Source organism: Streptomyces sp. CWNU-52B (assembly GCF_047444975.1).
Lineage (GTDB): Bacteria > Actinomycetota > Actinomycetes > Streptomycetales > Streptomycetaceae > Streptomyces.
In genome coordinates this window covers 269,159-294,630 of record NZ_JBLFJV010000056.1, presented here as the reverse complement: position 1 = coordinate 294,630, position 25,472 = coordinate 269,159, and the positions used below count along the sequence as shown (strand labels likewise).

Sequence of the window (25,472 nt, the reverse complement as noted above, 5' to 3'; positions counted from 1 at the left end):
GTGCCTTCGGTGCGAGGAGCTGCGAGGTGCTGCGGAGTTCCGCGGGGGATCAGTGCTGGGCCGGGAAGCCGTCACGGAAGAGGGGAAGTTTCTCACCGGCCGCGACGGCCGGGTGGAAACGGTTCTGCCGTGGCGGCATCGGACAGTTGTACTGATCGGAGAATCCGCAGGGCGGCACGAAGGCGCGGTTGAAGTCGAGGACGACCCGCCGGTCGTCCTCGGTGCGCCGCACGAACAGGAAGCGGCCCGCGCCGTAGGTGGTGTCCCCGTTGGTGGGGTCGCCGAAGACGAGGAGCAGGGTGCCGTCGTCGTCGAACGCGCTGAGGGTGTAGGTGTGGCCTTCGAGGGTGAGGGTGATGTCGCCCGGGACCACCAGCTCGCGGGTGCCGCCGTTGTCCCGGAGGTGCTCGAAGGGGACACGGCGGGCGCCGGCCACGGGGGCGTAGGACGCTTCCAGGACCCACGCGGGGTCGTACGGGAAGGCGTCGACGCGCTCGAAGTGGCGTATCGCGGGTGAGTCCGCGTCCCAGAAGCGCAGACCGTGCTCCGGCGCGCCGGTGACGCGGTCGGCGCGCTGGAGGGTGGTGACCGTCACGCTGTCCGGCTGTCCGGCGCGGGCCGCTTCGGCGTCGGGCTCCTCGCCCGCGGGCAGCCAGCGGGTCTCGACGAGGGCGAGGTTCCCGGTGGCCGAGGTGAGCGAGCGGTGGCGCTCGGCACGCCAGGCGTTCCACTCCGTCCCGGGGTCGACGGGAGCCGGGGAGGAGTGGAGCTGGGACACGGCGGACTCATTCGACTAGAAGGGCACAGCCAACGAACGAGGATCGTCATTAGTTGGCCAAAGCATGTCCTTTATCCTTCATAAGGTCACCTAATGTCAAACATGCCTCCTCGGTGTTCAGCTGTCCTGTCAGCTCCTCATCGTCCGCCCTCGAACAGGGCGACGGTGTCCGTGTCGGCGAAGCGGGGCGTCTCCGCCTCCGCGACCATGAGGGCGGCGATTCCCGCACGGGGCGCCCTGGGCGGGAGCCCGCGCGGGGTGAACTCGTCGGCGCGCAGGAGGCGTCCGTCGCCCTGGTAGGGCTTGCCGGTCAGGGGCCCCGCGTGGACGGTGGTCCCGCCCGCGCCGCGGACCGCGCGGTCGGCGACGCCCTTGGCGTCCCACTCGTGGCGCAGGGCGCGCTTGAGGAGAGCGCCGGTGACTCTGCCGAGCGCCCCCTCGGTGGCGCCCATGCCGAGGGAGGTCAGCCAGATGACCCGGGGCGCGGCCGCGACGATCTGCCGGGCGCCCTCGGCGAGGATCTCGGGGTCCTGTTGCCTGGTGACGCCCAGGCCGCTCACGACGACGTCGACACCCTCGACGGCGGCGGCGACACTGCCCGGATCGGTCACGTCCGCGCGGATCACGCGCAGGTGCGGGGAGGCGGGCATCCGCACCTGTTCGGGCCGGCGGGCCAGGGCTATGACGTCATGCCCTCGCTCCAGGGCACGGGCCGTCACCAGGCGGCCGGTCTGCCCGGTGGAACCGAGTACGGCGATCTTCACGAGGGTCTCCAGTCGCGACGGCGGGAAAAGGGGGGGGGAAGAAAAGGGCAGGAAGGGAGAGCAGGGAGGAAGGGAGGGGTCGGGGAAGGGGAAGCGGTCAGCCCCGGCCGGACAGGACCTCGACGGCCCGGATGTGCAGGCCGGGCGCGGCGGCCAGGAAGTCGCGGCTGGCCGGGCTCCAGGGCTCCCCCTCCGTGTCGGTGACCGTGCCGCCCGCCTCGGAGACCAGCAGCGCCCCGGGCAGCAGGCCCGAGCGCACGTCGGAGAACTGCCAGAAGGCGTCCATGCGGCCGGACGCGACATGGATGAGCTGCAGCGTGGCCGGCACCGAGACCCGTACCACCAGCGCGCTGAGCAGCATGTCGGTCACCGTGGCGCCCATCCGGCGCAGGGCTGCCTCGTCCTCGCCGGGCTTGGCCTGGCCCGTGCCCACCAGCGCCGCCCGCAGGTCGGTCTTGGCCGAGGCGCGCAGCGGCTCGCCGTTGAGGTGGGCTCCGCCGCCCTTGAGCGCGGTGTAGGTGTCGCCGGTCAGCGGCAGGTGGACCACGGTCAGCACCGGGGTGTTGTCGCGTACCAGCGTGGCGGTGACCGCCCACTCGTCCATGCCGTGGATGTGGTTGATGTTGCCCTCCGCCGTGTCCACCACCCACCACTCGCCGTCGGGCAGCGCGCCGCCCGCCAGCTCGTCCTCCGCCCACCGGGACCCGGGGCGCGCGGTGAGCAGCGGCCGCTCGACGATCGACAGGACCGCCGCGTCGTTGGCGTCGATGGCACGGACGATCTCGTCGAGGTCACCCGGCCGGGCGGCCACGTCGTGGCGCTCCCGCAGAAGCTCGCCGGCCGCCTTCACGACGGTCACGGCGTGGTCCAGAACCACTGCGAGCCCGGTGGACGCGCCGGAGGCGGCAGGGGAGTCGGAGACGGAGAAGGCAGGCATGAGCACTCCAGGTCGCGAGGAGGAAGAGGAGGAGGGAGGGGGTCGTGGCCTCCCGGCCGGTCGCACTCGACGTTAGGACCAGGCATCATTAACTTCAAATGCAATCTAGTTACGACTGGATTTACCCTCATGCAACTGGATTTGAATCTGCTGACCGCGCTCGACGCCCTGCTCGAAGAAGGCAGCGTGACGGACGCCGCGGCCCGCCTCCACGTCTCGGCCCCGGCCATGAGCCGCACCCTGGGCCGCATCCGCCGGGCCACCGGGGACCAGATCCTGGTGCGCACCGGCCGGACGATGACGCCGACCCCTCGCGCCCTCGCCCTGCGCGCGCGGGTGCACGATCTGGTCCAGCAGGCCGAGGCCGTCCTCTCCCCCGACACCGAGGTCGACCTGGCGGCCCTGGAGCGGACCTTCATCCTCAAGTGGCACGACGCCCTGACCGCGGCGGCCGGCCCCGCCCTGCTCCGCTCCCTGCGCGCGGAGGCACCCGGAGTGCGGCTGCGCTTCCTGGCCGAGGCCAGTACCGACACCCACGACCCGCGACGAGGGGACATCGACCTCGAAGCCGGGTCCAGCGAACCCGCCTCGCCCGAGATCCGCCACGAGGTCGTGGGCCACGACCGGCTCGTCCTGGCTCTGCGCCCCTCCCACCCGCTGTGCCGCGGCCCGCTCGCCCTCGCCGACTACGTGGCCGCCGAGCACGTCACCATCTCCCGCCGGGGGCGGCTGCGGGACCCCATCGACGACGCGCTGGAGGCTCAGGGGGTGAGCCGGCAGGTCGTGGCCGCCGCGCCCACCGTCGCCGCGGCCCTGCAGTTCGTCCGCCACCACGACCTCGTCGCGGCGGTGACCCACCTCGTCAGCCGCCCACTGCTGGACGGCCTCGGCCTGTGCACCCGGCCGCTCCCCCTGCCCATGCCGACCGTCCCCGTCCACCTCGCGTGGCACCAGCGCTACGACAACGACCCCGCCCACACCTGGCTGCGGAGCCGGGCCCGCGCGGCCCTGCACCGCGCCTGCGACCCCACCGACGACCCGACCGAGGGGTACACCGGAACCCCAAGTCGCTGACAGGTCAGGCGGCGCGGCAGAGCCGCTCCGGGTCGGGCCGTGCCCCCGGGCGGGCGGCGGGCACGTCCCGCGAGCGGTGCCGCGCGAAGACGACGAGGCGCAGCACCGCAAACCGCACGACACCGGCGAGTGCGGACGCCGACAGGTAGACGACCTGTTCCAGCAGCGCGCCGGGTACCGCGACCAGCAGGTGCAGGGCGACCATCGCCGTACAGGTCACCACGTACGCGGCCGCCGCGGAACCGGCCGACTGCGCGTGCTGGCGCCGGGTCGCCCGTCCGCCGGTGCCGAAGGTGAAGCGGGCGTGCAGTTCGGTGGCGAGGAGCGTGGACACCACGGTGATCAGGGCGTTGGCGAGGGCCCAGGGCATCCAGGAGGCGCAGGCCGCCACGGCGAAGCCGGCGGCGAGGCCCACTCCCCCGCCGCAGAACACGAAGCGGGCGAAGGCGGCGAGAAGACCGTGCCGGCCGGCCCGCGGCGCCGTCTCGAAGACACCGCTCGTCCCGTGAAAGGCGTGATCGGCAGCCATGCCCGCATCCCCCTGGTGGTGAGTCGATGTCGTCATCCTGCTCGGCGGACTTGACGGTCGTCCCACAGCGAACCTGAGGGTTCCATGACGGTCTGTCCGGGTGGGACCCGAGCGGGACAAGAAGGTGGTACCGCTGGTACCGTCTGCACCATGGCGACGTCGTCGAACACCCCGAAAGCTATGAACCTGCGGTTCCCCGACCCCGGACAGCGGGCCGCCATCGAGGCGGCAGCCCGGAAGGAGGGCGTCAGCCTGCAGGAATACATCCTGTCGGCGGCCTACGCCCGTGCGACCGCCGTCGAGGACGCCTTCCTCAAGGCCTTCCGGGGTTCGATGGCGTTCTCCGGGGCGGCCTTCGCGGCCGAGACGAGCACGGTCGACCCCTCGACGGCACAGCGCGACGCCGAACGGCAGGCCCGTCGTGACCTGGAGCCCGGTCGGCAGGGGCACGCCGCGTGACCCAGCCCGACCCTCAGCAGTCCGTTCCCCTTGAGCTGCAGTTCCTGCTGCACGCGGCGGAACTCCTCGACGGTGACCCCCAGTTCGACGACTACGGCCCGCTCTACGCGGCTGTCGGGCGGGTCAACGCGTACGCGATGGGCCGCGACATCTACGGATCGGCGTTCCTCAGGGCCGGGGCCCTGCTGCAGACCCTGGTGCGGCTGCCCTCGCTGGAGCACTCCAACGAGGCTTTCGCCTGGCACTGCTGCGAGGCGTACCTGGTCCTGAACGGTCACCGCGTGACGTACGAGCCGAAGGACGCCGTGGCTCTCGTCCGCGACGCCGCCGCCGGCACCGCGGGCGTGGCGCAGGTCGCGCGCCTGCTGCGCTCCTGGGCCGGCGGCTGAGTCCCGCTGACACGCCGCGTGCGAGCACGGTGACCGGAGCCCCTGACGGAGCTCAGGCCTGACGGACCTCAGTGGTGGGGGCCGTGCCGGCCGAGGGTCTTCACCGGGGTCGCGTCGGGCCGGGTCCACTGCGGCACGGGCCGGCTGGTCGGACCCCAGGTGGCGTTCCCCTCCACGTCCGAGCGCCAGTACCAGCAGGCCTGTCGTCCCTCGGACAGGTCCCCCTCCGGACGGTCCTCCCACGCCTCGCCGCGACCGCGGGGCGTCATGTCGAGCAGGCCGAGAGACCCGTTGACCGGCTCGTTGCCGCGGCCCGTCGTGGAATAGGTGAGGAACACGCGGTCGCCGTCGCGCAGGAAACAGACGAGGTGCCCCATCTGCCCGCCGACGGGCGGCGCCACGTCCCGCACGGAGTACCAGGGCTGGGTGTAGCCCATGAACGCGACGTAGGCGGCCACCTCGTCCCAGGGCCCCGAGGTCAGGACGGCGTACGACACGCCCCTGGCGTTGAGGTAGACGGCGTCCTTCATGTGCCAGGCCGTGGTGGTGCAGCCCTCGCACTGCCCCTGGTGCGGCGCGCCGTCGTACCACATGTGCTGGTAGACCACGAGTTCGTCGCGCCCCTGGAACAGGTCCGTGAACGGGACCGGGCCGTCGGCTCCGACGACCTCGGCCGTCCCGTCGATCTCCACTCTCGGCAGCCGGCGGCGCGCCGCGGCGAGGGCGTCCCCCTCGCGGGTGTACGCCTTCTCGCGGACCAGCAATGCGTCACGGGCGGCCTGCCAGGTGTCCAGGTCGACGACGGGCGGGCGGCCGGGCCGCGCGGTGGTCGGATCGTTCGGCTCGGTCGTCATGGTGTCCTCCATGGTGTGCCGGGCACGTGCGCGACGTGCCCTCGACGGTCACCGACACAGACTCCCCGCGCCACCAGAACTCATCGCAGGCGCGTCAGTCATCCTGTTTCCACGATCCGGTGGGCCTGCCGTCCACGCACCGCACCCGGAGTTCGACCTTGCCCGCGGAGCCCTCGAACCGCACCTCGACGTGCTCGTCGTCGGGGCCCCGGTCGGCGCTCTTCACTCCGTACCCCTGGGCGGGAGTCCACGACAGCAGCCGTGCAGTCGCTCCGTCGCACACGGCGATGGCGGTGCCGCCCCGGGTGGAGAACGTCTTCCTGGCCGCGGTGGCCGTCGAACTCCCGGTGGACGTGGGCGAGGGCGAGGGCGTCCCGGTGCCGGGAGTCGCGCTCGGCGTCGGGGTGCCCTGTCCTCGGCCGGAGGCCTTCGCCGCGTCGAGTTGCCGCTGCACCTGCTCCGAGGTGAGCGTCTTGCCTCCGGAGGAGCCGGTGATCCCGTCGCCGATGATCTCGACGGCGGCCAGCCCGGTGAGCGTGGCGGCCACCGCGGCGGCTGTCCAGCCGGCCAGGGCGAGGAACGTACGGGAAGGCATGGGGACGACTATGCCCCGGACCTCGATAAGAGGAGCACCGGGGGAACCTAAGGGAAGGTTAACGAGGCGGTTCCGCCCCGCTGCTCGGATAGCGTGCCCGTCGTGGTGCACCTGCTGATAGTTGAAGACGACCCCACGATACGGACGCCGTTGATCCGGGCCCTGAGCGAGCGCGGTCACGCCGTCGCCGCCGCGCACACCGCGATGGGCGGACTGCAGACCGCGCTGGACGAGCGACCCGATCTCGTGGTCCTCGACCTGGGCCTGCCGGATCTGGACGGCATCGAACTCCTGCGCATGCTGCGGGCGGTGAGCCCGGTACCGGTGATCATCGCGACGGCGCGGGACGACGAGGCGGAGATCGTCCGAGGGCTCGACGCGGGCGCCGACGACTACGTGGTGAAGCCGTTCACCGCCGCCCAGTTGGAGGCCCGGATCAGGGCGGTGCTGCGGCGCGGCGCGGGCTCCCGGGAGCCCGCGGCCGCCGTCGTCGTCGGTGACCTGCGCATCGACCCGGGCACCCGTGAGGCCAGCCTCGCCGGTACCGCCCTGGACCTCACGCCCCGCGAGTTCGACCTCCTGCACCATCTGGCCGGCCGGGCAGGGCAGGTCGTCACCAAGCGGGAACTGCTCACCGAGGTCTGGCGGGTGCCGTACGGAAGTACCGACAAGACCGTGGACGTGCACCTGTCCTGGCTGCGCCGCAAGCTCGGCGAGAGCGCGCAGGAACCCCGCTACCTGCACACCGTGCGCGGGGTCGGCGTCCGGCTGAGCGCGCCCGCGGACCGTCCATGAGGCGCCGGCTGACCCTGCTCGTCGCGGCGACCATGTGCCTGGCGCTCCTCGCGTTCGTCGTGCCCCTGGCCCTGTTGCTGCGTACGGTCGCCCAGGACCGTGCCACCGCCACCGCGAGCGCCGACGCGCAGAGTCTCGTCTCGCTCGTGGGGACCGCGGACCCGGACACCCTGCGCAACAGCGTCGAGCACATGGCCGCCGGAGCCCGGGGCCCGCTCACCGTCTACCTCCCCGACGGGTCGTCCCTGGGCACCCGGGTACCGAGGACCAGTGCCGTGCGGCTCGCGGCCCTGGCCGGGGTCAGCCGGACCGTGGAGCGCTCCGACGGGCGCGAGATCGTGGTGGCCGTGCTCGGCCGCCCGGACGGCACCGCCGTCATCCGTGCCTTCGTGCCCGCCGCCGAACTGACCCACGGGGTCACCCGGGCCTGGCTGGTACTCGCCGGGCTGGGCGTCGCCCTCTTGCTGCTGGGGCTCGTCGTCGCCGACCGGCTCAGCCGTGCCCTGGTGAGCCCCATCACGGAACTGTCCGCCGTGTCCCACCGGCTCGCGCGGGCCGACCTCACGGCGCGCGCCCGTCCGGACGGGCCGCCGGAACTGCGCCAGGTCGCCGGAGCCCTCAACCATCTCGCCGACCGGATCCAGGAGTTGCTCCGCGCGGAGCGCGAGGAGGTCGCGGACCTCTCCCACCGCCTGCGGGCGCCGCTGACCTCGCTGCGGCTGGAGACCGAGTCGCTGACCGGCACCGACGCGGCCCGGATCGCCGCGCGCGTGGACGCGATGGAACGGGCGGTCACCGGACTCATCGACCAGGCCCGGCACCGCCGGGAGGCGGACGCGCACGCGGTGTGCGAGGCGGCCCCCGCGCTCCGCGAGCGCGTGGCGTTCTGGCGCGTGCTGGCCGAGGACACCGGCCGGGCCGTCACCCTGGACATCACGGCGGACGGTCCCCTGCCCGTCGGTGTCGACGCCGACGAACTCGCCGCCGTCGTGGACGCGTTGCTGGGCAATGTGTTCGCCCACACCCCCGACGGCACCGCCTTCTCGGTCACCCTGTCGCCCCGCGCCGACGGCGGGGCCGTCCTGACAGTGACGGACGACGGTCCCGGTCTGTCGGCTGACCTGGCCCGACGCGGTGCGAGCCGCGGCGGGTCCACCGGTCTGGGCCTGGACATCGCCCGCCGGGTCGCCCAGTCCAGCGGCGGGAGCATGGAGCTGTCCACCGGCCCGGCGGGCGGCGCCCGGGTCACACTGGAACTGGGACCTCCCGCCGCCCCTCCCGAGACCCCTCCTGTTCCGTCGTGAGCGCCTTAGCCCTTAGCCCGCTGTTAGCACTGCCGCAGCGCGGCGCTATCCCGAACCGCGCGAATCTCTCCTCATCACCAGGCAACACAGGAGGTTCGTCATGAAGCGCGTATCACTCGTCCTGCTCACCTCGGGAGCGCTCGTCGCCGCGGTCGCCGGCACCGCTCTCGCGGGAGGGAGCGACGACACGTCGCCGGCCCGCGGCACGTCGTCGGCCACGGCGTCGGCGGCGCCCTCCCCCGGAGTGCCGACCGCGTCGGCCGACGACACGGCCGGGCCCGCCGCGACCGCTTCCGGCAGCACGTCGGTGAGCGGCCGCCGCGCCGGGGAGCTCGCCCTCGCCCGGGTGGGCGGCGGAACCATCAGCAGGATCGAGGCCGAACAGGAGCACGGCCGGGCGGTGTGGAACGTGCGCATCGTCAAGAGCGGCGACCGGTACGACGTGCACGTCGACCGGAGCAGCGGCGAGATCACCCGGTCGCGCGCCAAGGACGGCGACGGCCGCGGTGACGACACGAGCGGCGGCCGCCAGAGCCTTTCGGGGAGCGACGACCACGGCCGTCACCACGACGACGACGGCGGCGGCGACGACCGGCACCGGGGCGGTGACGACGAGGACGGCGGCCGGCACGGTCGGCACCACGGCTGACCTCCCGGCGCCCCCTTGCCCGGGGCACCGGACCTGAGGTCACCCGGAGGCCGACGGTCCCTTCCCCGGGCCGGCCGTGGCCCACGGGCCGAGGGCGAACCCACCGTCGTCACGGCGCACTTCCACCGCGCCCGCGCCACCGAAGTGCGCCGGGACGAGCAACTCCCTTTCGTCGGCCGCCCGTTCGAGGATCCGGCGCCGACTGGCCGCCGCCTGCTGCGGGTTCAGGCAGGCACTGCTGTTGCAGCAGGGATCGAGGATCTGTACGGGGCTGTGCAGCAGGTCTCCGACGAAGACCGCCCGGTCGCTCCCCGAGGAGAGGCGCAGCACGGACGAGCCGGGGGTGTGGCCGGGCGCGGACTCCAGGGTGAGGTGTTCGTCGATACGGTGGAGGCCGTCCCACAGCACGGACTGCCCGGCCCGGTGGACGGGCGCGATGCTGTCCTCGTAGATCAGCCGGTCCACCTCCTGAACACCGTTCCCGTACCCGTTGTCCGGTCCGTAGTGGAAGTCGTCCGCAGCGGGGATCAGATACTGGGCCTCGGGGAACGTCGGAACCCACTGGCCGTCCGCGTCCACGGTGTTCCAGCCGACGTGGTCGACGTGGAGGTGGGTGTTGACGACGACGTCGACGTCCTGCGGGCGGACCCCGGCCCTCGCCAGCAGGTCGAGAAAGTCGCCCTCGCACTGATGGAAGTACGGCGCCATGCCCGGCCGTTCGCGTCCGTTGCCCCCTCCCGTGTCGACCAGGACGGTCCGCCCCGCGCTGCGCAGCACCCACGACTGCAGCGCGATGACCGTCCGGTCGCTGTCCGGCTGCCAGTGGTCCGGTGCCAGCCAGTGCTCGTTGTCCTTCCACACACCGGCACCGACGTCCGGCAGGAACTCGGAGGCGGTCAGGAACGGCCGGTGCCATTCGACGACCCGGGTGACCTCGACATCGCCCAGCACCAAAGTCTGTACACGCTCGTCCTCGTTCATCATGTGCTCGACCCTAGGAAGATCGAACGACCCTCTCAATGCGCTTCCGGCTCAACAAAATACGCATCCGTCTCACCTGTCGTACGAGCGATACCATCGGGGGATGGATGTGGTGAGCGACGCGATCTCCGCGGTGCATCTCGGGCACCCCTGGTCCCACCGGGTGCGGACGAGTGGGAGCTGGTGCGCGCGGCTGGAGCCGTACACCGGCGCGGGCTTCTACGTCGTCCTCAAGGGCACCTGCTGGCTGCTGACCGACGGCGGCACCCTGGTGCCTCTCGGAGTGGGTGACGCGGTGCTGTTGCCTCATGGCGCCGGCCATGTGATCGCCGATTCCCCGGTCGACGCGGCGACCGCGGAGCAGAAGGCGGTGCCGTTCGAGCGGTGGCTGCTGGACACGGGCCCACGAGACCGGTCCCGTGCCGGGTCGGGCCCTGACGAGACGGAGATGCTGTGCGGCAAGTACTGGTTCGACTGCAGCCGTATGCACCCGTTCATGACGGAGCTGCCCGAGGTCGTGCACCTGCCCAGCCGCGTGGGCAGCCACCTCGAACTCCGCGCCGCGATCGACCTGTTGGCCGGTGAGCTGGACGAGCTGCGGCCCGGCTCGTGCGTGGCGCTCCCGAACCTGCTCGACCTCCTCCTCGTCTACATGATCCGTTCCTGGATGACCGAGACCACCACTGGGGCCTGGCCCGGCGCGCTGGGCGACCCGGTGACGTCGGCGGCCCTGCGGGCGATGCACTCCAGCCCGGCCGCACCGTGGAGCAACGACCGGCTGGCCGCGGAGGCGGGTGTGTCCCGTCCCACCCTGGCGCGCCGGTTCACCACTCTGGTCGGCCGCCCTCCGATGGCGTACCTCACCTGGTGGCGCCTCGTCCTCGCCGCGACCATGCTCCGCGACACCCCGGAGACCCTGGCGACCATCGCGGGCCGGGTCGGCTACGGCAGCCCGTACGCGCTCTCCCACGCCTTCGAGAGGGAGTTCGGCCTCACACCGGGGCGGTATCGGGTGCAGGCCGCGGAGCGCGACGACCCGCCGCAGCAGGGGTGAACCGGGACCCGTGACGAGGGTCCCGGTTCACCGCCGCCACACGTCCGGTTCAGCACTGATGCTCGTACCGGTTCAGCACTGCTGCTCGTACTGGAGGCCTGCGTACCGTCGGGCGGCGATGTCCTGACGCGTGCCCACGATCAGGTTCATGGTGTAGACGTCGTAGTCGATCGCCTGCCCGGCCAGCTGCGCGAAGAGTACGAGGTCGCCCTCGTCCGGTGCCGTGTCCCACGGGTCGGAGAACCCGCCGAGCTGGACGCAGACGCCGGAGCGCCTGCCGCCGGCCGCGTCGAGGACGGCCTCCTCGAACCTGTCCAGCGCGTCCGCCTCCGCGTCCCCTTCGCCGTCCCCGTCACCGGCGCGGTCCAGGAACGCGCCGGCCGCCGGGGCCTGTCGCCAGTCGCTGTCGAGGGTGAGGCCGGCCAGCGGATACAGCACACGCGGTTCGTAGACCCTGGCCGACATGGGCTCACCGTCGAAGTCGTAGGCCGCGGCGCGCTCCGTGGTCCGGGCTCCGGCCGGGACATGGAGCACCGCGGACGACTCCGGCGGGTACTCGATCTCCATGAAGAACAACAGGTGCCCGTCGGCGGGCAGTTCGATGTCCAGGACGTCGCGGGGCAGGGCCGCGCAGTCGACGGTCAGCAGGAGCGGCTCCCGGCCCTCGGGCCAGTCCGTCCCGTCCGGCAGCGAGGGAAGCCCGCCCGTGCGTGCGGCCGGACGCGTGTTCTCCCGCTGGTCCGAGGGCACTTCCCGCTCCTGCACCAGGTAGAGGCACGGCCTGGACCGGGCTATCAGCTCCTGGGCGACAGCGCCGGGAACGCCGTACTTCTCGGCCGCCTCGTGGACGAGCCGTTCGTCGATCGGTGTCATGGCGGCGATCGTGCCACAGGCCACCGACAGCCCTCGATGCGGAACGCGTCGGCGACGGCCCGTCAGCTGTCGTACGGCACCGTCGACGTGTCCGGCACCGAGGCCAGGACGCGCCGCGCGCCGCGCACCACCGCCTCGTCGATCATGCGGCCTGACTCGTCCTGGGCCACGCCGGAGCCCGCCGCCTCGAACCGCTCGACCAGTGACCTGGCGCGGTCCAGTTCCGCGGTGGTCGGGGTGAACACCTCGTTGACGACCGGGATCTGCGCGGGGTGGATACAGGTCCGGCCGCCGAAGCCGAGGCGTTTGAGCGCGGCGGTGGAGCGGCGCAGGGCTGCCAGGTCGCGGAAGTCCGTGCTGACGGGGCCGAGGGGCGGCGCCAGCCGGGCCGCCGCGGACGCCAGGGTGAGCTGCGTCCTCGGCCACAGCAGTTCCCTCTCGTCGGGGCCCGGGGTGATACCCGTGTCGGCGCACAGGTCCGCCTCGCCGAGCTGCAGCCGGGTCACCCGCGGGCCGCGGGCCAGCAGCGGCGCGGCCAGCAGGGCGGCGGCGCTCTCCAGGAGGGGGCACAGCGCGATCCACGGGGCCGCGGCCAGTTCACCGGCCACGGCGACGAGATCACCGACCCGCTCCGCCTTGGCGACCATCATCCCGTCGACGGCGGGCAGGGCCGCCGCGCGGGCGTCGGCGAGTCCCCGCTGCCCGGGGTTGATCCGTACCCAGATCTCGGGGCCGGGGCGGGACCCGGCCGGCGGGAGTTCCGTCAGCCACCGGGCGCAGACGGTCCTGGCATGTTCCTTCGCGGTGGGGGCGACCGCGTCCTCCAGGTCCACGATCACGGCGTCGGCGCCCCTGCCGAGGGCCTTCGCCAGCATGTCCGGGCGGTCTCCCGGTACGTACAGGGCGGATCTCACCACTGGTCTTCCTTCACGTGCCGCTCGGTGGGGCGCGGTGGCGGAGCGGCTCCGCCCGCCACCGCGGTTCAGGTGGTCCGCCGCGCTCAGTTGCCGGTCGGGCGGTGCAGGTAGCGGCCGGTGGGTTCGCCGTCGACCTTGCCGTCGGTGAGGATCCGGGTGCCGCGCAGGAAGGTGTCGGTGACGCGGGCGGTCAGCTCGAAGCCCTCGAAGGGGGTGTACTCCTGGGTGGACTCCGAGTCGGCCGCGCGGACCGTCCAGGTGTGGTCCGGGTCGACCAGCGCGATGTCCGCGTCGAAACCGGCCGCGAGCCGCCCCTTGGTGGGCAGGCCGTAGCGCCGGGCGGGGTTCCAGGCGGTCAGGGCGGCGATCCGGCCGAGGGACAGGCCGCGCCGGGTGCCCTCCGTGACCATGCCGGGCAGCAGGTACTCGGCGCCGCCGAAACCGGACTTGGCGAGGAACACGTCGTCCTTGGGCTCGCCGAACTTCACCTCCTCGCGACAGCAGGCGTGGTCGGAGACGACCCAGTCGACGGTGCCGTCCAGGACGTACTCCCACAGCGCCTCGACGTCCTCGCGGGGCCGCAGCGGCGGGTTGACCTTGCCGCCGAGGCCGTGCGCGGTGGTGATGTCGGCGAGCAGGTGCCCGACGGTGACCTCGCGGCGGAAGTCGATGTGCGGGAACGCCTTGCCCATGCGGACCGCGGCGTCGACCGCCTTGCGCGAGGACAGGTGCAGCAGGTTGATGGTGGGCAGGCCCGTCTCGTGGGCGAGGTAGGACGCGATGGAGACGGCCAGGCCCTCGGAGTGCTGGGGGCGCGAGGCGCTGTAGGCGGCCAGGCCGGTCAGCTCGCCCGCCTCCTCGACCAGTTGGGTGTACGCCGTCATGATCTCGGCGGTCTCGCAGTGCAGGGAGAGCGATATCTGGTCGGCGATGTCGGGGAACCGCTCCCGCGCCTCCTGGATGCCCCGCATCACGAACTCGAAGTGGGCGTAGTCGTAGCGCTCGCCCTCCGGGGTCATCAGGAAGGAGCTCTGGTCGGCGGAGCGGCCGTGGAGGCCGTGGCTGCCGTAGAACATGAACACCTTGAACGAGGTGACACCGTGCTCTCGCACCAGGTCGGGTATCTCGGCGATGTGCCCCTTCGACATGGGCGCCAGGTGGTACGCGTAGTCGACGTGGGCGCGGTTCTCGGTCCGCTCCAGCACCTCGGGGAAGAAGTCGGCGTACGGGCCGCCCTTGTTGAGGTAGTACTGGCCGGTGCGCATGTAGGTCAGCGCGGAGGTGACGCCGCCCTGGGCGCAGGCCTTGCTCTCGCTGGTGGCGTCCTGGTCGAGCGGGTTGTAGATGCCCCAGTGCTGGTGGGCGTCGACGACTCCGGGGAAGGCCAGCTTCCCGCCGCCGTCCACGACTTGGCGGGCGCCGGTGACGTCCACACCGGGCGCCACCTCGACGATCTTCCCGTCGCGTACGGCGATGTCCGCGCTCCGCGGTTCGTCCTGTTCGTCGGTGACGACCCTGACGTCGGTCACCACGAGGTCGTATTCGGTCCCCATGCGGTCAGTCACGATGGCCTCCAGCCACTGTCTTCAGCTCGGCCACGGGGCGGAGCAGATCTTGGATGCGGTCCAGTTCGCCGAGGCGCAGGCCTCGGTCCATGACGGTGTCGACGTCGGCGTCGGACAGCCGCCCGGCGGCGTTGTCACGGAACTTCAGGGTGAGTTCGGCGTCGGAGAGGGGCCGGTGCGGGCCGCCGCGGTTGTTCAGGACCTCGTGCCGCCAGGTGCGGCCGTCGAGGTCGTGGGCGGTGAGCACCGCGGGGAACTCCGCGGGGAAGATGGCGGTGGCCCGCTCGTCGGCGACCACCTCGACCTTGGCCATGAGGTCCCGGCGGACCGGGTCCCGGGCGAGTTCGTCGGTGAAGTCGTCGAGTCCCAGGCCCAGTCCGCCGCCCTCGCCCAGGAGTCCGGCGGCGACCATGTAGGGGCCGGAGAACTGGGCCTGGTAGCCCGTCTCGGGGGCGCGCTTGCGCTCGATGGGCTGGCCGATGGTACGGATCACCGGGGCCGGCACGCCGAGCACCAGCCGCTCCACCCTGGCCGGGTCCAGGCCCTGTTCGCGCAGGGCCATCGCGGCGTCGGCGGCGGTGTGGGTGAAGTGGTTGGCCGGGTAGGGCTTGAAGAAGATGCCGGGCACGGCCCATTCGGTGCCGAGGCCCGCGGTGACGGCCGACGGGTCGTAGACGCCGTGCAGGAACGCCTCGAAGAACCCGAAGCGGCCCTCCAGGACGGTCGGCGGTCCGGTGAAGCCGCGGCGTACGAGCTGGGCGGCGGTGACGGCCGACTGGGCGGCCAGGCCGCAGTGCAGTCGTTTGACGGTGCCGCCCGTGCGGTTGGCCTCGATGATGCCGGAGGCCATGGAGGCGGCGATGCCGAGGACGTCCACGAGCTGGTCGACGGTGAGGCCGAGCAGCAGTCCGGCGGCGACGGCGCCGCCGAGCGCGCCGCAGATCGAGGTGGCGTGCTGCCCGTGTTCGAAGTAGGTGGAGTTGCCGGTCGCACGGTCGTAGCCGGCCATGCCGAGCCGTACGCACACCTCCAGACCCACCGCGACGGCGTGGATGGTGCGGCGGCCGTCCGCGCCCGCCGTCTCGGCCGCCGCGAGGGCCGCGGGGACGACCGAGGCGCTGGGGTGCAGCACGGACGGCAGGTGGGTGTCGTCGTAGTCGAGGGAGTGCGCCAGGACGCCGTTGGCGAGGGCCGCGAGCGGAGCGGGGAGCAGGGTGTGGCCGCCGCCCACGACGGTGGCCTGGGGCCGGCCGCCCTGCTCCCGCACGTGCTCGACGATCGCGGCGGAGGTGGGCAGCCGGTGGGCGGCCACGCACAGGCCCAGCACGTCGACGACCCGTCTGCGGACGCTGGCGGTGACCTCGGGCGGGAGGGTGTCGTAGGCGGTGCCGGCCGCGAACTCGGCGAGGTGCCGGGCGAGAGTGGGCTCAGCCACGGCCTGCTCCCGCCGTCGGAGCGCTGGTCACGGCCAGCGGGCGGACGGGGGACCCGGTGGCGCCGAACAGCGGCAGCGGGCAGAGCACGAAGGTGAACTCGTGGACCCCCTCGGCGGCGGTCTCCTCCAGGTCCAGCGTCTCGATGATGTAGATGCCGGACTCCACGAGCAGCACCCGGTGGGCGGGCAGGCTGCTGTGGCCGGTGCCGGGCGCCAGGTGCTCGAAGGCGATGGAGTCGGCGCCCGCGGCGTGCACCCGCCGTGCGGCGAGCCACTGCGCGCCCGCCTCGCCGACGCCGGGCACGCCGGAGTCGTGGCCGATGAAGGTGTCACGGCCGGGCGCGTCGAACTGCCGTCCCCAGCCGCTGCGGACGAGGACGACGTCGCCCGGTTCCACCGCGGTCCCCTGGCGGCGTTCGGCGGCCTCCAGGTCGGCGACGGTGATCTCGTAGCCGGGCTCGCAGACCTCGGCGCCGAGCGCCGCGGGCACGTCGAGCAGGACTCCCCTGCGGACCATCGGGGCGATGGTGTGCACGCCGTGGTCCCGGTAGACACCGCCCTCGCCGGCGCTTTGGGCATCCGCTCCGCCGAACAGCTTGCCCTGGTGCGAGACATGGGCGAGGGCGTCGATGTGGGTGCCGACGTGGGTGCCCATGACGAGCATGTCGTTGGCGGCGGAACCGCCGTCCGCGCGCACCCGGTCCCCGTGGCGGCGCGGCAGTGTGTGCCAGTAGGCCGGGTGGTTGGGTGACTGCGGCATACCGACGTGGAGCCGGCGGCCCAGGTCCAGGACGCGTACTCCGTCGCGTACCGCTGCCAGGAGGGGGTCGCGCGGTGTCGTGGGCGCGTCCTCGGTGGTCGATGCCGTGTTGCTCATGTGCGTCCCGTTCCTTCGTTCGGTGGTTCCTGGTCCCGTGCGTCGCCGGCCGCCCGGCCCGCGCCGGTCAGGAGACGACGCCGCGGCGCCGAAGGTCCGTCAGTTCCTCCGGCGGCAGGCCGAGTTCACCGGTGAGGACCTCTTCGGTGTCGGCGCCGGGGGCCCGTCCGGTGAAGCGGATCCGTCCCGGGGTGGCGGACATCCGCCACATGACGTTGTGCATGAGCAGCGGGCCCAGGTCCTCGTCCTCGACCGTGGTGAGCATGTCGGTGGCGCGGATGTGGGGGTCGTCGACGAGGTCCCGCGCGTCGTAGACGGGTGCCACGGCGGCTCCGGCGGCGGTGAACTCGGCGACGACCTTCTCGCGGGTGCGTTCGGCGATCCAGCCGCCGACGAGGCCGTCGAGGAGGTCGGCGTGCGCGGCGCGGCCCGCGCCGTCGGCGAACCACTCCTCCCGGACGATCTCCGGGTGGCCCACCAGGTCCATGACGCGTTCGGCGATCCGCTGTGCGCTGGTGGAGACGGCCACCCAGTGGCCGTCGCTCGTGCGGTAGGTGTTGCGCGGGGCGTTGTTGGTGGAGCGGTTGCCGTGCCGCTGGGGGACGACGCCGAGTTGGTCGTAGACCGTCGGGGAGGGGCCGACGGCGGCCATGATGGGCTCGATCAGGCTCATGTCCACGACCTGTCCGCGGTGCTGCGGATCGCGCTCCCGGTGGTACAGCGCCATGGTGGCGGCGGAGGAGGCGGCGATCCCGCAGATCGTGTCGGCGAGGCCGAACGCCGGGAGCGTGGGCGGTCCTTCGGGGTCACCGGTGAGGTGGGCGAAGCCGCTCATCGCCTCGGCGAGGGTGCCGAAGCCGGCCCGGGAGGCGTAGGGGCCGCTCTGTCCGAAGCCGGTGACGCGCACGATCACCAGGCCGGGGTTGATCCCGTGCAGGACGTCGGGGCCCAGACCCCAGCGTTCCAGGGTGCCGGGGCGGAAGTTCTCCACCAGGACGTCGGCGTTCTCGACCAGCTGGCGAAAGAGCGCGGCGCCGTCCGGGTCGGAGAGGCTGAGGCCCACGGTGCGCTTGTTGCGGGATATCTCCTTCCACCACAGCGAGATCCCGTCCTTGGACTCGCCGTGCCCGCGCATGCCGTCTCCCGCGACGGGATGCTCAATCTTGACCACGTCCGCGCCGAAGTCGCCCAGGAGCTGGGCGCAGAGCGGTCCGGCCAGGATGGTGGAGGCGTCGATGACGCGGATGTCCCGCAGGGGCCCTGGCCCGCCGGGCGGGGCCTGCTGCGCCGGTGTCGTCATGGAGTGTCCTTTCGTTCCCCGGTGGTGTCCCGCACGGCACCGAGGTCGGCGGAGATGTCGGCGGCGGCCTCGGCGACCTGTTCGCCGAGCCGGCGGCTGCTGGTCTCGGCGAACATCGCCCTGGTTCCGCAGACCGAGACCGACCCGACGACCTGCCCGATCGGGCCGTGCAGGCAGGCGGCCACACTGGCGGCCTCCGCCTGCCGCTCCCCCACGCTGACCGCGTAGCCGGCGGCGCGGATGGCGGTGATCTCGTCGCGCAGGGTCGTGGCCGAGGTGATGGTGGCGTCGGTGACGCTGTCCAGGCGGTGGTGGTCGATGTAGTCCTCCACCTCTGAGTCGGGCAGCGCGGCGAGGATCGCCTTGGAGGAGGAGCCCGCGTGCAGCGGGTGGCTGGTGCCGAGCGCGACCGACATCCGGATCTCCTGGCGGGAGAGGACCTGGTCGACGTACACCCGTGCCCAGCCCTGCCGCAGGGAGAGGGTGGCGGTCTGGCCGGTGAGTTCGGACAGGGCCACCAGGTGGCGGTGGGCGACGGAGGGGACGTCCAGTTCCCGCATCGCCGCGAGTCCGATGTTCAGGGCGCCGGGGCCCATCCGGTAGACCTTGGTGTCCTCGTCGAAGGAGAGGAAGTTGCCCGCCACCAGTTCGCGCAGGATCCGGTGGGTCACCGCCTTGGGCAGTTCCGTCTCCCGTGCGATCACCGAGACACCGTGTGCGTGGGGGGTACGCGCGATGGCGTCGATCACCGCGAGCGCGCGGGAGATCCCGGAGCGGCTGCGGCTGGTGTGCTCTGCGGTGTCGTCGATGGTCATGGGAACCTCGGTCGGTCGGCCGGCCCGGCTGTCCGGACCGGCGTGGATGGGTCACACACGAAGGTGGTCCCGGCGGCGTCAACTGCCGCCGTGGATCTCCGTGCTGACCTCGATGTTGCCTCGTACGGCGTGGGAGTAGGGGCAGAGGGTGTGGGTCAGCTCCACCAGTTCCTCCAGCGTGTCCTGCGGGCATTGGGGTGCGCTGACGCTCAGCCGCACCGCGATGCCGTACGTGCCGCCCGGCCGGGTGCCCAGCGTGACGGCCGCGGTGACGGCGACCGGCCCCGCGGTGACCTTGCGGCGCCGCTCGGCGATGCCCAGCGCACTGCCGAAGCAGGCCGCGTAGCCGGCGGCGAAGAGCTCCTCCGGGTCGGTCCCGGCGTCGCCCCGCCCCCGCTCGGCCGGCCGGGACAGCGCCAGGTCGAGCGAGCCGGTCGTGGAGCGGGCCCGTCCGGCGCGGCCGCCGGTCACCTCGACGGTGGCGGTGTGGACGGGGGTGAATCCGGGGGCGGCGGTCCGGCCCGCGGCGTGCGCCAGCACATGGGCGGCGACGGCGTCCGCGAACTCCTGCGGCCGCTCCTCCGCGACGAAGTCGGTGCCGCCGTCGATACGCACCAGGGGTGCGTCGGGGAACGCCGCCGTGACGACGTCGTTCATCCGGTCGAGCACGTCGTCGCTGCCGTGCAGCAGCAGGGTGGGCACGCCCGACAGGCTCTCGGTGTCGGTCCTGTGGGCGAAGACGGCCCGGTAGGCGACGCCGTAGTCGGGGCCGACGCTGAGGTACTCGGCGACCTGGCGGCTGCCGGACTCGGCCGAGATGGTGGGGTAGAGCCACCTGACCCGGTCCCAGACGACCTGGAGGTGGCTGCCGTCCAGGACGGGGGTGTAGCCGGGGGCGTATCCCGCCGCCTTCTTGGCCCGTTCCTCGTCGCTGTAGAGCGGGATGCCCTGGAAGACCAGGCTCAGCACCCGGTCGCGCTGCTGGAGCGTGGCCTCCGCGGAGATGATCGCTCCGGTGTGCTGGCCGAGGAGGTGCACCTCGCCGAGGCCGAGCGCGTCGGCGATCTGCCAGAGCCCCGAGGCGTACTCGGGGATGGACCACTGCGCCGGGGTGGCGTCCGACATGCCGAAGCCGGGGATGTCGACGGCGACGGTGTTCAGCCCGTGCGCGGCGAGCGCGGCCATGGCCGGTTCGTACGTGGCCGAGGACAGCGGCGACTGGTGGACGACGAGCAGCGCGGGTCCCTCGGCGTCGCCGGAGCGCCGGAAGTGGACCTGGCCCCACGGCAGTTCGACGTATCCGCGGTGCGAGGTGCCCCGCAGGTGGGTGGCGTGGACGGCCCGGTCGGCGGGGGACGCCTGGGCGGCGGGGGTGCTCATGCGCTCACGGCCAGCGCGGCCATGACCCTGATCACGTGCTTGATGCCCATGCGGTAGTCCTCCAGGCGGATGTGTTCGTTGGGCCCGTCGATGCCCGCGTCGGCGCGGGAGACGCCCACGCCCACGATGGGCAGTCCGGGCACGGCGCCCTGGTTGCCGATCCACTGGGTGTACGGCTCGACGAGGGGTTCGGCGCCGTAGGCGGCGCGGGCGGTGTCGGCGACGAGGGCGACGAACGGGTCGGTGTGGTCGGTGTGGTGCGGGCTGCTGGTGGCCATCACCTCGACGGCGATGTCGTCGAATCCGGCCGCCGTCAGATGGGTGCGGACGGCCGCCAGCACGCGTTCGGGGTCCTGGCCGGGTACGAGGCGGATCTCGACCTTGGCGGTGGCGGTGGCGGGGATGCCCAGGGTGATGTCGTCCGCGGTGTCGCCGCCCTCGATGCCGGTGACGGTGAGGGTCGGGACGGTACGGATCGCGACGGCGGCCTCGGTGTCGCTCAGACCGCCGGTGAAGGCGTCGACGCCGGCCCGCTTCCTCAGGAACGCGCCGTCGAAGGGCATCTTCTCCAGGAGCGCGCGCTCCGCGTCGGTGGGCACCCGGGCGTCGTCCGCGAAGCCGGTGACGGCGCAACTGCCGTCGGAGTGCAGGAGCGTGGCCAGCGCGGTGGTCAGCCTGGTGGTGGCGGACGGCAGCAACACGGTGTTCTGGCTGGTCAGTTCACGGGTGAGGGTGGTGGAGGTGAGCCGCAGGTAGAGGATGCCCTTCTCCCCCAGCTTGAGCAGCGGTCTGCCCTCGCCGTCGCACCAGGAGTTCTCCCACAGGGCGGCGTCGGCGGCCAGCCGTTCGGCGTGCGCGGCGACGAAGGTGCCGAGCCCGGGGCTGTGCAGCCACTGCTTGCCCTCCATGATGTACCGGCTGGTGACCGGGGGTTCCTGGCCGGAGAGCCGCCAGGCGGCCGCGGCGTGCACCCGTGACATGAGGGCGCCCTTGTCGTCGGCGACTCCGCGGGCGTAGAGCCGCCCGTCGTGGATCTCGGCGGCGTACGGCGGGCTGATCCACTCGCCCTCGTCACCGGTGGGCTCCACCTCGACGTCGTAGTGGTTGAAGTGCAGGAGGCGTCGTTCGCCGCCGCCGATCTCGGCGAGGACGTAGGGGTGGGACTTCTCCCACGGGACGACCTCGGCGGTGCCGCCCCAGCGTTCCACGGAGGCCTTGAGGAAGTCGGCCGTGGCGGCCATCTGTTCGGGCTCCTGGCGTCTGCTGCGCAGGCGGCACAGTTCCTGGAGCTCGGTGACGAAGGTGTCGAAGTGCGCGTCGACGGCGGCGAGGGCGGCGTCCGGATCGAACTCGGGCATGCGGGGTGCTCCCATTCCGGGTGTGCTGGCTCCGGGGGTACGGGGTTCCAGGCGTACGGGGTACAGGGGTACGGGCTTCAGGGGTACGGGCTTCGGTGGCCGGCTAGTGGATGACGGCTCCGCCGTCGACGAAGACCGTCTGACCGGTCGTCATGGCCGCCGCGGGACTGAGGAGATGGGCGACGGTGAGGGCGACGTCGCGAGGTCCTGCCATCCGGCCGAGCGGGATGCTCGCCATCTTCTCCGCCATGTAGTCGCCGTCGGCCCGGACGTCCTGGGTCATGGCGGTCGGCACGATGGTGGGGCCGACCGCGTTGACGCGGATGCCGTCGGGGGCCCACTCCAGGGCCAGGACGCGCGCCATGTGCATCACGCCGGCCTTGCTGACGCAGTAGGCGAGGGTGTTCAGCACCGCGATGTGGCCGTTGGTGGAGCCGATGTTGACGACGCTGGCCCCGCCGGCGGAGCGCAGCGCCGGGTACGCGGCCTGCGACATGCGGAAGGTTCCGGTGAGGTTGACGTCGATGACGCGCCCGAAGTCCTCCTCGCTGATCGTGGCGGCCGGTCCCCTGCTGACGATCCCGGCGTTGTTGACGAGGTGGTCCAGCTTCCCGTGGGCGGCGACCACTTCGTCGACCGCGCGGCGGCAGGACCGTACGGAGGTGATGTCGAGGTGGTGGCGGGTGTGCGGACCGCCGTCCGGGAGGGAGTCCTGCCACTGGTCCTCGGGGAGGAGATCGGCGGCGGCGACGGTGGCGCCCAGTTCGGCCAGGCGGGTCGCGATGGCGGCGCCGATCCCCCGGGCGGCCCCGGTCACCAGGGCCACCCTTCCGTCGAAGCGTACGGGGTCGTTCACGGGGGTTCTCACGCTCCGATCACCGTGTTGTCCTCGGCCCAGAAGGCGAACCGTTTCTGGGCGGTGCGGATGATGAAGTGGGCGATGAGGCCCAGCAGGGACAGGACGACGAGGATCGCGAACATCCCGGCGATGTCGAAGTTGTAGTTGGTCTGCAGCAGGAGGTACCCCAGCCCTTCCTTGGCACCGATGAACTCGCCGACGACCGCGCCGAGGATGGCGAAGACGATGCCGATGTCGAGGCCGGCGAAGATGAACGGGAGGGCGCTGGGCAGCCGTACCCGGCGGAAGACGTCGAACTTGCTCGCCCCGAAGACCGTGAGCATCTGCACCCGGTCGGCGTCCGCCGAGCGCAGCCCTTCGACCACGTTGACCAGCATCGGGAAGAAGGAGATGACCGCCGCCATCACGACCTTGCTGGTCATGCCGAAGCCGAACCAGACGACGAACAGCGGCGCGAGAGCCACCTTCGGCACCGTCTGGAAGGCCACGATGTAGGGCATCAGGGTCTTCTCGATCAGCCTCACCTGGGATATCGCCGTACCCAGGAACAGCGCGGCGCCGACGCCGAGCAGGAAGCCGTACAGGGACTCCTGGACGGTGATCTTCAGGTGTGTCCAGAACAGCGCGTCGGACAGCTGGGTCCCCAGCGCGTCGGCGATCTGACTGGGGCGTGGCAGGACGTAGTCGTCGACGCCGAGCGCCGGGACCAGGAACTCCCACAGGAGCACCACCACCACGAAGACACCGGGGACCAGTACCCACTCGGGATGGTCCCGCAGGTCCCGGCGGCGGCGGGGCGTCGCCGCCGGGGCGATCGCGGCCGGTGTGCCGTCGGGTCCGGTGCGGGTCGCCCCGGTGCCGTCCGGTCCGGTGGCGTCGTCGTCGCCCCGGCCCTTCTCTGTCGTCGTCATGGGCGGCCTCATCAGTTGATCACGCCTTGGGCGTTGAAGTAGGTGCGGATCCGCTCGACGTACACGCCCGCCCGGTCGGAGGCCATGACGCTCAGATCACGCGGACGCTCGATGTCGATGTCGATGACCTCCGCGATCCGGCCGGGACGGGGGCTGAGGACGACCACCCGGTCGGAGAGGAACACCGCCTCCGGGATGGAGTGGGTGACCAGGACGACCGTCTTGCCGCTCTCGCGCCAGATGCGCAGCAGTTCGACGTTCATGTACTCGCGGGTCATGGCGTCGAGCGCGCCGAACGGCTCGTCCATCAGCAGCACCGCCGGATCGTGCACCAGGGCCCGGCAGATGCCGGCCCGCTGCTGCATGCCGCCGCTGAGCTCGTCGGGGTACTTGTCCTCGAACCCGCCCAGCCCGACCATCTCCAGGAGCCGGCCGGCCCGCTCGCGGTAGACCGCCCGGTCCAGCCGTTGGATCTCCACCGGCACCATGACGTTCTGCAGGATGGTGCGCCAGGGCAGCAGGGTCGCGGCCTGGAAGACCATCCCCACTTCGGGCAGCGGGCCGTCCACATCGCGCCCGGCCACCCGCACGGTGCCCTCCGTGCGCGGGATGAGTCCGGCGAGGATCTTCAGCAGGGTCGTCTTGCCGCAGCCCGAGGGACCGACGACCGAGATGAACTCACCACGCCTGACCAGCAGATCGATGTCGGACAGCGCGTGTGTCGGCTCGGACTTACGGGGGCGGTAGACCTTGTGCAGCCCGCTCAGCTCGATCCAGCTGTCGTCGTCGGCTTCGGCGACGGCTGCCACCCGTGGGCGGCGACCGAGGGTCCTGATGGCCATGGTGACCTCCTTGCCTTCCTGCTCCTGACGTTGCCGTCGGTTACTTGGTGGCGCTCTTGGCCTGGCTGATCACGGCTGCCGCGTCGAAGTCGTTGGCGTCCGCGAGCAGGCTGTCGTCCCACAGGGCGTCGAGGTCGGGGTCCTTGGTGATGGTCCCGGCGGCCTTGATGTAGTCGGCGGTCCTGGTCCACGCCTCGTCGCTGATGGCGCCCCAGTCCTTGAAGGACTCCGGCTGTCCTTCGAGGGGTACGGCCGTCTTGACCCAGGTCTCGAGGGTCGCGGTGTCGTCCTTGATCCGTGCGTCGGCCTGCTTGCCGGAGAGGATCGCCGGGAAGGCCTTGTACCCGTCCTTCATGGCCGCTTCGGGGTTGACCGCGGAGAAGAGCATTCCCTTGTAGGAGGCGCGCAGGAAGCGGGTGATCTGGTCCTTCTTGTCGCGCAGGGTGTCCTCGCGCACGGCGTAGGTCAGGGAGCGGATCCCGTCGAAGCGCTCGCTGTTCTCCAGGTAGTCGAACTTCTTCCCGCTCAGCTCGATCGTGGTGTAGGCCTGCGTGTACAGGGCCAGCGCGTCGACCTTGCCGCTCTCCAGCGCCGACAGCGCCTGGCTGCCGACCCCGACGGGCAGCAGGTCGACGTCCTTCTCCGGGTCCAGCCCGGCGTCGGCGGCGACGGCCCGCGCGTACGGGGCGGACCCCGACGCGAGACTGATGACGCCGACCTTCTTGCCCTTGAGGTCCTGGGCGCTCTTGATCTCGCTGCCCGGCAGGGTGGCCACGCGCCAGGGCCAGTTCTGCACCAGTCCGCCGACCGCGACGACGGGGACGCCCTTCTCCCGCGCGGCCAGGATGGCGCTCGCGTCGGCCGGGGTGATGTCTGCGCTGCCGGAGGCCACCGCCTGGATCGCGGCGACCGAACCGTCGGTGTTGATCGTCTTGACGTCGAGCTTCTCGTCGGCGAGGAAGCCCTCCTCCTTCGCCACCGAGTAGGTGGCCACCTCCTCCTTGGGCCCGATGACGGCGGAGGCGATGGCGAGTTGCACGGTCCCGTTCCCCTTGCCCGAGCCGGAACCCGAGGACGAGGAATCGCTGGACCCGCCGCCGCACGCGGTGAGGACGGCCAGGGCCGACACGGTCACGACGCCGGCGCCCACTCTCAGAGTGTGCTTCATGTTCGGTACC

General features: G+C 72.1%; 27 protein-coding genes. 7 read left to right on the top strand and 20 right to left on the bottom strand.

The features are described from left to right. Window positions 1-49 precede the first annotated feature (49 nt). The 3 genes from ACLVWQ_RS37050 to ACLVWQ_RS37040 form a co-directional block, all read right to left on the bottom strand. Window positions 50-778 carry a DUF1684 domain-containing protein gene (locus tag ACLVWQ_RS37050; protein WP_414113672.1) on the bottom strand — a complete coding sequence of 243 codons (729 nt, stop codon included), beginning with the start codon at window positions 776-778 and terminating at the stop codon, window positions 50-52. 137 nt (window positions 779-915) lie between these two features. Then, window positions 916-1,542 (bottom strand): NAD(P)-dependent oxidoreductase, encoded by a 627-nt coding sequence (locus tag ACLVWQ_RS37045; protein WP_414113671.1) that lies wholly within the window; start codon window positions 1,540-1,542, stop codon window positions 916-918. A gap of 97 nt (window positions 1,543-1,639) precedes the next feature. After that, complete coding sequence (locus ACLVWQ_RS37040) at window positions 1,640-2,479, bottom strand: inositol monophosphatase family protein (RefSeq protein ID WP_414113670.1); 840 nt, start codon at window positions 2,477-2,479, stop codon at window positions 1,640-1,642. A gap of 129 nt (window positions 2,480-2,608) precedes the next feature. On the opposite strand from ACLVWQ_RS37040, the gene ACLVWQ_RS37035 reads away from it, so the two are divergent. After that, window positions 2,609-3,553 carry a LysR family transcriptional regulator gene (locus tag ACLVWQ_RS37035; protein ID WP_414113669.1) on the top strand — a complete coding sequence of 315 codons (945 nt, stop codon included), beginning with the start codon at window positions 2,609-2,611 and terminating at the stop codon, window positions 3,551-3,553. A gap of 4 nt (window positions 3,554-3,557) precedes the next feature. Here the strand turns inward: ACLVWQ_RS37035 and ACLVWQ_RS37030 are convergent, their stop codons facing one another. After that, on the bottom strand, window positions 3,558-4,082 hold the full coding sequence (locus ACLVWQ_RS37030) for a hypothetical protein (protein WP_414113668.1): 525 nt from the start codon (window positions 4,080-4,082) through the stop codon (window positions 3,558-3,560). A gap of 150 nt (window positions 4,083-4,232) precedes the next feature. Here ACLVWQ_RS37030 and ACLVWQ_RS37025 point away from each other — a divergent pair, with 150 nt between their 5' ends. Next, on the top strand, window positions 4,233-4,541 hold the full coding sequence (locus ACLVWQ_RS37025) for a hypothetical protein (RefSeq protein ID WP_414113667.1): 309 nt from the start codon (window positions 4,233-4,235) through the stop codon (window positions 4,539-4,541). After that, a complete protein-coding gene (locus tag ACLVWQ_RS37020; protein WP_414113666.1) occupies window positions 4,538-4,930 on the top strand; it encodes a fic family toxin-antitoxin system, toxin component in 393 nt (130 codons plus the stop codon). The genes ACLVWQ_RS37025 and ACLVWQ_RS37020 overlap by 4 nt, the downstream gene beginning before the upstream one ends. Before the next feature lie 68 nt (window positions 4,931-4,998). Here ACLVWQ_RS37020 and ACLVWQ_RS37015 read toward each other — a convergent pair whose 3' ends face one another. Both ACLVWQ_RS37015 and ACLVWQ_RS37010 read right to left on the bottom strand, forming a co-directional pair. Then, entirely contained in the window at window positions 4,999-5,784 is a 786-nt protein-coding gene (locus tag ACLVWQ_RS37015) for a DUF899 family protein (protein ID WP_414113665.1), read from the bottom strand. A 94-nt stretch (window positions 5,785-5,878) separates the two neighbouring features. Continuing rightward, window positions 5,879-6,379 (bottom strand): hypothetical protein, encoded by a 501-nt coding sequence (locus ACLVWQ_RS37010; protein ID WP_414113664.1) that lies wholly within the window; start codon window positions 6,377-6,379, stop codon window positions 5,879-5,881. Between the two features lie 102 nt (window positions 6,380-6,481). Here ACLVWQ_RS37010 and ACLVWQ_RS37005 point away from each other — a divergent pair, with 102 nt between their 5' ends. The 3 genes from ACLVWQ_RS37005 (at window position 6,482) to ACLVWQ_RS36995 (ending at window position 9,127) form a co-directional block, all read left to right on the top strand. Further along, window positions 6,482-7,174, top strand: coding sequence for a response regulator transcription factor (locus ACLVWQ_RS37005; RefSeq protein WP_414113663.1), 693 nt, complete (start codon window positions 6,482-6,484; stop codon window positions 7,172-7,174). Continuing rightward, a complete protein-coding gene (locus tag ACLVWQ_RS37000) occupies window positions 7,171-8,478 on the top strand; it encodes a sensor histidine kinase (RefSeq protein WP_414113662.1) in 1,308 nt (435 codons plus the stop codon). Before ACLVWQ_RS37005 ends, ACLVWQ_RS37000 begins: the two co-directional genes overlap by 4 nt. A gap of 100 nt (window positions 8,479-8,578) precedes the next feature. Then, window positions 8,579-9,127, top strand: coding sequence for a PepSY domain-containing protein (locus ACLVWQ_RS36995; protein WP_414113661.1), 549 nt, complete (start codon window positions 8,579-8,581; stop codon window positions 9,125-9,127). A gap of 39 nt (window positions 9,128-9,166) precedes the next feature. On the opposite strand, the gene ACLVWQ_RS36990 is transcribed toward ACLVWQ_RS36995, so the two are convergent. Continuing rightward, on the bottom strand, window positions 9,167-10,111 hold the full coding sequence (locus ACLVWQ_RS36990) for an MBL fold metallo-hydrolase (protein WP_414113660.1): 945 nt from the start codon (window positions 10,109-10,111) through the stop codon (window positions 9,167-9,169). 100 nt (window positions 10,112-10,211) lie between these two features. On the opposite strand from ACLVWQ_RS36990, the gene ACLVWQ_RS36985 reads away from it, so the two are divergent. Further along, the gene (locus ACLVWQ_RS36985; protein WP_414113659.1) at window positions 10,212-11,162 is read left to right on the top strand and encodes an AraC family transcriptional regulator; all 951 of its coding nucleotides are present in this window, start codon (window positions 10,212-10,214) and stop codon (window positions 11,160-11,162) included. Window positions 11,163-11,234: 72 nt separating this feature from the next. Here ACLVWQ_RS36985 and ACLVWQ_RS36980 read toward each other — a convergent pair whose 3' ends face one another. From ACLVWQ_RS36980 to ACLVWQ_RS36920, 13 genes are all read right to left on the bottom strand, one after another. Further along, window positions 11,235-12,035 carry a DUF1963 domain-containing protein gene (locus tag ACLVWQ_RS36980; RefSeq protein WP_414113658.1) on the bottom strand — a complete coding sequence of 267 codons (801 nt, stop codon included), beginning with the start codon at window positions 12,033-12,035 and terminating at the stop codon, window positions 11,235-11,237. 62 nt (window positions 12,036-12,097) lie between these two features. Then, window positions 12,098-12,949, bottom strand: coding sequence for an HpcH/HpaI aldolase/citrate lyase family protein (locus ACLVWQ_RS36975; protein WP_414113657.1), 852 nt, complete (start codon window positions 12,947-12,949; stop codon window positions 12,098-12,100). An 86-nt stretch (window positions 12,950-13,035) separates the two neighbouring features. Beyond that, on the bottom strand, window positions 13,036-14,505 hold the full coding sequence (locus tag ACLVWQ_RS36970) for a dihydroorotase (protein WP_414113696.1): 1,470 nt from the start codon (window positions 14,503-14,505) through the stop codon (window positions 13,036-13,038). A 4-nt stretch (window positions 14,506-14,509) separates the two neighbouring features. After that, window positions 14,510-15,952, bottom strand: coding sequence for an MmgE/PrpD family protein (locus tag ACLVWQ_RS36965; RefSeq protein WP_414113656.1), 1,443 nt, complete (start codon window positions 15,950-15,952; stop codon window positions 14,510-14,512). Continuing rightward, window positions 15,945-16,829: a cyclase family protein gene (locus tag ACLVWQ_RS36960; RefSeq protein WP_414113655.1), complete on the bottom strand. Its 885-nt coding sequence runs from the start codon at window positions 16,827-16,829 to the stop codon at window positions 15,945-15,947. The genes ACLVWQ_RS36965 and ACLVWQ_RS36960 overlap by 8 nt, the downstream gene beginning before the upstream one ends. Before the next feature lie 67 nt (window positions 16,830-16,896). Further along, window positions 16,897-18,129 carry a CaiB/BaiF CoA transferase family protein gene (locus ACLVWQ_RS36955; RefSeq protein ID WP_414113654.1) on the bottom strand — a complete coding sequence of 411 codons (1,233 nt, stop codon included), beginning with the start codon at window positions 18,127-18,129 and terminating at the stop codon, window positions 16,897-16,899. Next, complete coding sequence (locus ACLVWQ_RS36950; protein ID WP_414113653.1) at window positions 18,126-18,944, bottom strand: IclR family transcriptional regulator; 819 nt, start codon at window positions 18,942-18,944, stop codon at window positions 18,126-18,128. Before ACLVWQ_RS36950 ends, ACLVWQ_RS36955 begins: the two co-directional genes overlap by 4 nt. 78 nt (window positions 18,945-19,022) lie before the next feature. Next, window positions 19,023-20,324 (bottom strand): Ohr family peroxiredoxin, encoded by a 1,302-nt coding sequence (locus ACLVWQ_RS36945; RefSeq protein ID WP_414113652.1) that lies wholly within the window; start codon window positions 20,322-20,324, stop codon window positions 19,023-19,025. Then, a complete protein-coding gene (locus ACLVWQ_RS36940; protein ID WP_414113651.1) occupies window positions 20,321-21,682 on the bottom strand; it encodes a M20/M25/M40 family metallo-hydrolase in 1,362 nt (453 codons plus the stop codon). Before ACLVWQ_RS36940 ends, ACLVWQ_RS36945 begins: the two co-directional genes overlap by 4 nt. A gap of 103 nt (window positions 21,683-21,785) precedes the next feature. Then, a complete protein-coding gene (locus tag ACLVWQ_RS36935) occupies window positions 21,786-22,550 on the bottom strand; it encodes an SDR family NAD(P)-dependent oxidoreductase (RefSeq protein WP_414113650.1) in 765 nt (254 codons plus the stop codon). Then, window positions 22,547-23,452, bottom strand: a complete 906-nt coding sequence (locus ACLVWQ_RS36930; RefSeq protein ID WP_414113649.1) for an ABC transporter permease — start codon at window positions 23,450-23,452, stop codon at window positions 22,547-22,549. Before ACLVWQ_RS36930 ends, ACLVWQ_RS36935 begins: the two co-directional genes overlap by 4 nt. 11 nt (window positions 23,453-23,463) lie before the next feature. Then, window positions 23,464-24,294, bottom strand: coding sequence for an ABC transporter ATP-binding protein (locus tag ACLVWQ_RS36925; protein ID WP_414113648.1), 831 nt, complete (start codon window positions 24,292-24,294; stop codon window positions 23,464-23,466). Between the two features lie 40 nt (window positions 24,295-24,334). Continuing rightward, window positions 24,335-25,462 carry an ABC transporter substrate-binding protein gene (locus ACLVWQ_RS36920; protein WP_414113647.1) on the bottom strand — a complete coding sequence of 376 codons (1,128 nt, stop codon included), beginning with the start codon at window positions 25,460-25,462 and terminating at the stop codon, window positions 24,335-24,337. Between the last annotated feature and the right edge of the window lie 10 nt (window positions 25,463-25,472).

Excerpts from the sequence above, each read along its gene's own strand:
- ACLVWQ_RS36980 (WP_414113658.1), bottom strand. The coding sequence starts at position 12,035 with ATGACACCGATCGACGAACGGCTCGTCCACGAGGCGGCCGAGAAGTAC.
- ACLVWQ_RS36995 (WP_414113661.1), top strand. The coding sequence starts at position 8,579 with ATGAAGCGCGTATCACTCGTCCTGCTCACCTCGGGAGCGCTCGTCGCC.
- ACLVWQ_RS36925 (WP_414113648.1), bottom strand. The coding sequence starts at position 24,294 with ATGGCCATCAGGACCCTCGGTCGCCGCCCACGGGTGGCAGCCGTCGCC.
- ACLVWQ_RS36930 (WP_414113649.1), bottom strand. The coding sequence starts at position 23,452 with ATGACGACGACAGAGAAGGGCCGGGGCGACGACGACGCCACCGGACCG.
- ACLVWQ_RS37000 (WP_414113662.1), top strand. The coding sequence starts at position 7,171 with ATGAGGCGCCGGCTGACCCTGCTCGTCGCGGCGACCATGTGCCTGGCG.
- ACLVWQ_RS36955 (WP_414113654.1), bottom strand. The coding sequence starts at position 18,129 with ATGACGACACCGGCGCAGCAGGCCCCGCCCGGCGGGCCAGGGCCCCTG.
- ACLVWQ_RS36985 (WP_414113659.1), top strand. The coding sequence starts at position 10,212 with ATGGATGTGGTGAGCGACGCGATCTCCGCGGTGCATCTCGGGCACCCC.
- ACLVWQ_RS36970 (WP_414113696.1), bottom strand. The coding sequence starts at position 14,505 with ATGGGGACCGAATACGACCTCGTGGTGACCGACGTCAGGGTCGTCACC.
- ACLVWQ_RS37010 (WP_414113664.1), bottom strand. The coding sequence starts at position 6,379 with ATGCCTTCCCGTACGTTCCTCGCCCTGGCCGGCTGGACAGCCGCCGCG.
- ACLVWQ_RS36920 (WP_414113647.1), bottom strand. The coding sequence starts at position 25,462 with ATGAAGCACACTCTGAGAGTGGGCGCCGGCGTCGTGACCGTGTCGGCC.
- ACLVWQ_RS36945 (WP_414113652.1), bottom strand. The coding sequence starts at position 20,324 with ATGAGCACCCCCGCCGCCCAGGCGTCCCCCGCCGACCGGGCCGTCCAC.
- ACLVWQ_RS37015 (WP_414113665.1), bottom strand. The coding sequence starts at position 5,784 with ATGACGACCGAGCCGAACGATCCGACCACCGCGCGGCCCGGCCGCCCG.
- ACLVWQ_RS36950 (WP_414113653.1), bottom strand. The coding sequence starts at position 18,944 with ATGACCATCGACGACACCGCAGAGCACACCAGCCGCAGCCGCTCCGGG.
- ACLVWQ_RS37025 (WP_414113667.1), top strand. The coding sequence starts at position 4,233 with ATGGCGACGTCGTCGAACACCCCGAAAGCTATGAACCTGCGGTTCCCC.
- ACLVWQ_RS36940 (WP_414113651.1), bottom strand. The coding sequence starts at position 21,682 with ATGCCCGAGTTCGATCCGGACGCCGCCCTCGCCGCCGTCGACGCGCAC.
- ACLVWQ_RS37035 (WP_414113669.1), top strand. The coding sequence starts at position 2,609 with ATGCAACTGGATTTGAATCTGCTGACCGCGCTCGACGCCCTGCTCGAA.
- ACLVWQ_RS36960 (WP_414113655.1), bottom strand. The coding sequence starts at position 16,829 with ATGAGCAACACGGCATCGACCACCGAGGACGCGCCCACGACACCGCGC.
- ACLVWQ_RS37030 (WP_414113668.1), bottom strand. The coding sequence starts at position 4,082 with ATGGCTGCCGATCACGCCTTTCACGGGACGAGCGGTGTCTTCGAGACG.
- ACLVWQ_RS36990 (WP_414113660.1), bottom strand. The coding sequence starts at position 10,111 with ATGATGAACGAGGACGAGCGTGTACAGACTTTGGTGCTGGGCGATGTC.
- ACLVWQ_RS37040 (WP_414113670.1), bottom strand. The coding sequence starts at position 2,479 with ATGCCTGCCTTCTCCGTCTCCGACTCCCCTGCCGCCTCCGGCGCGTCC.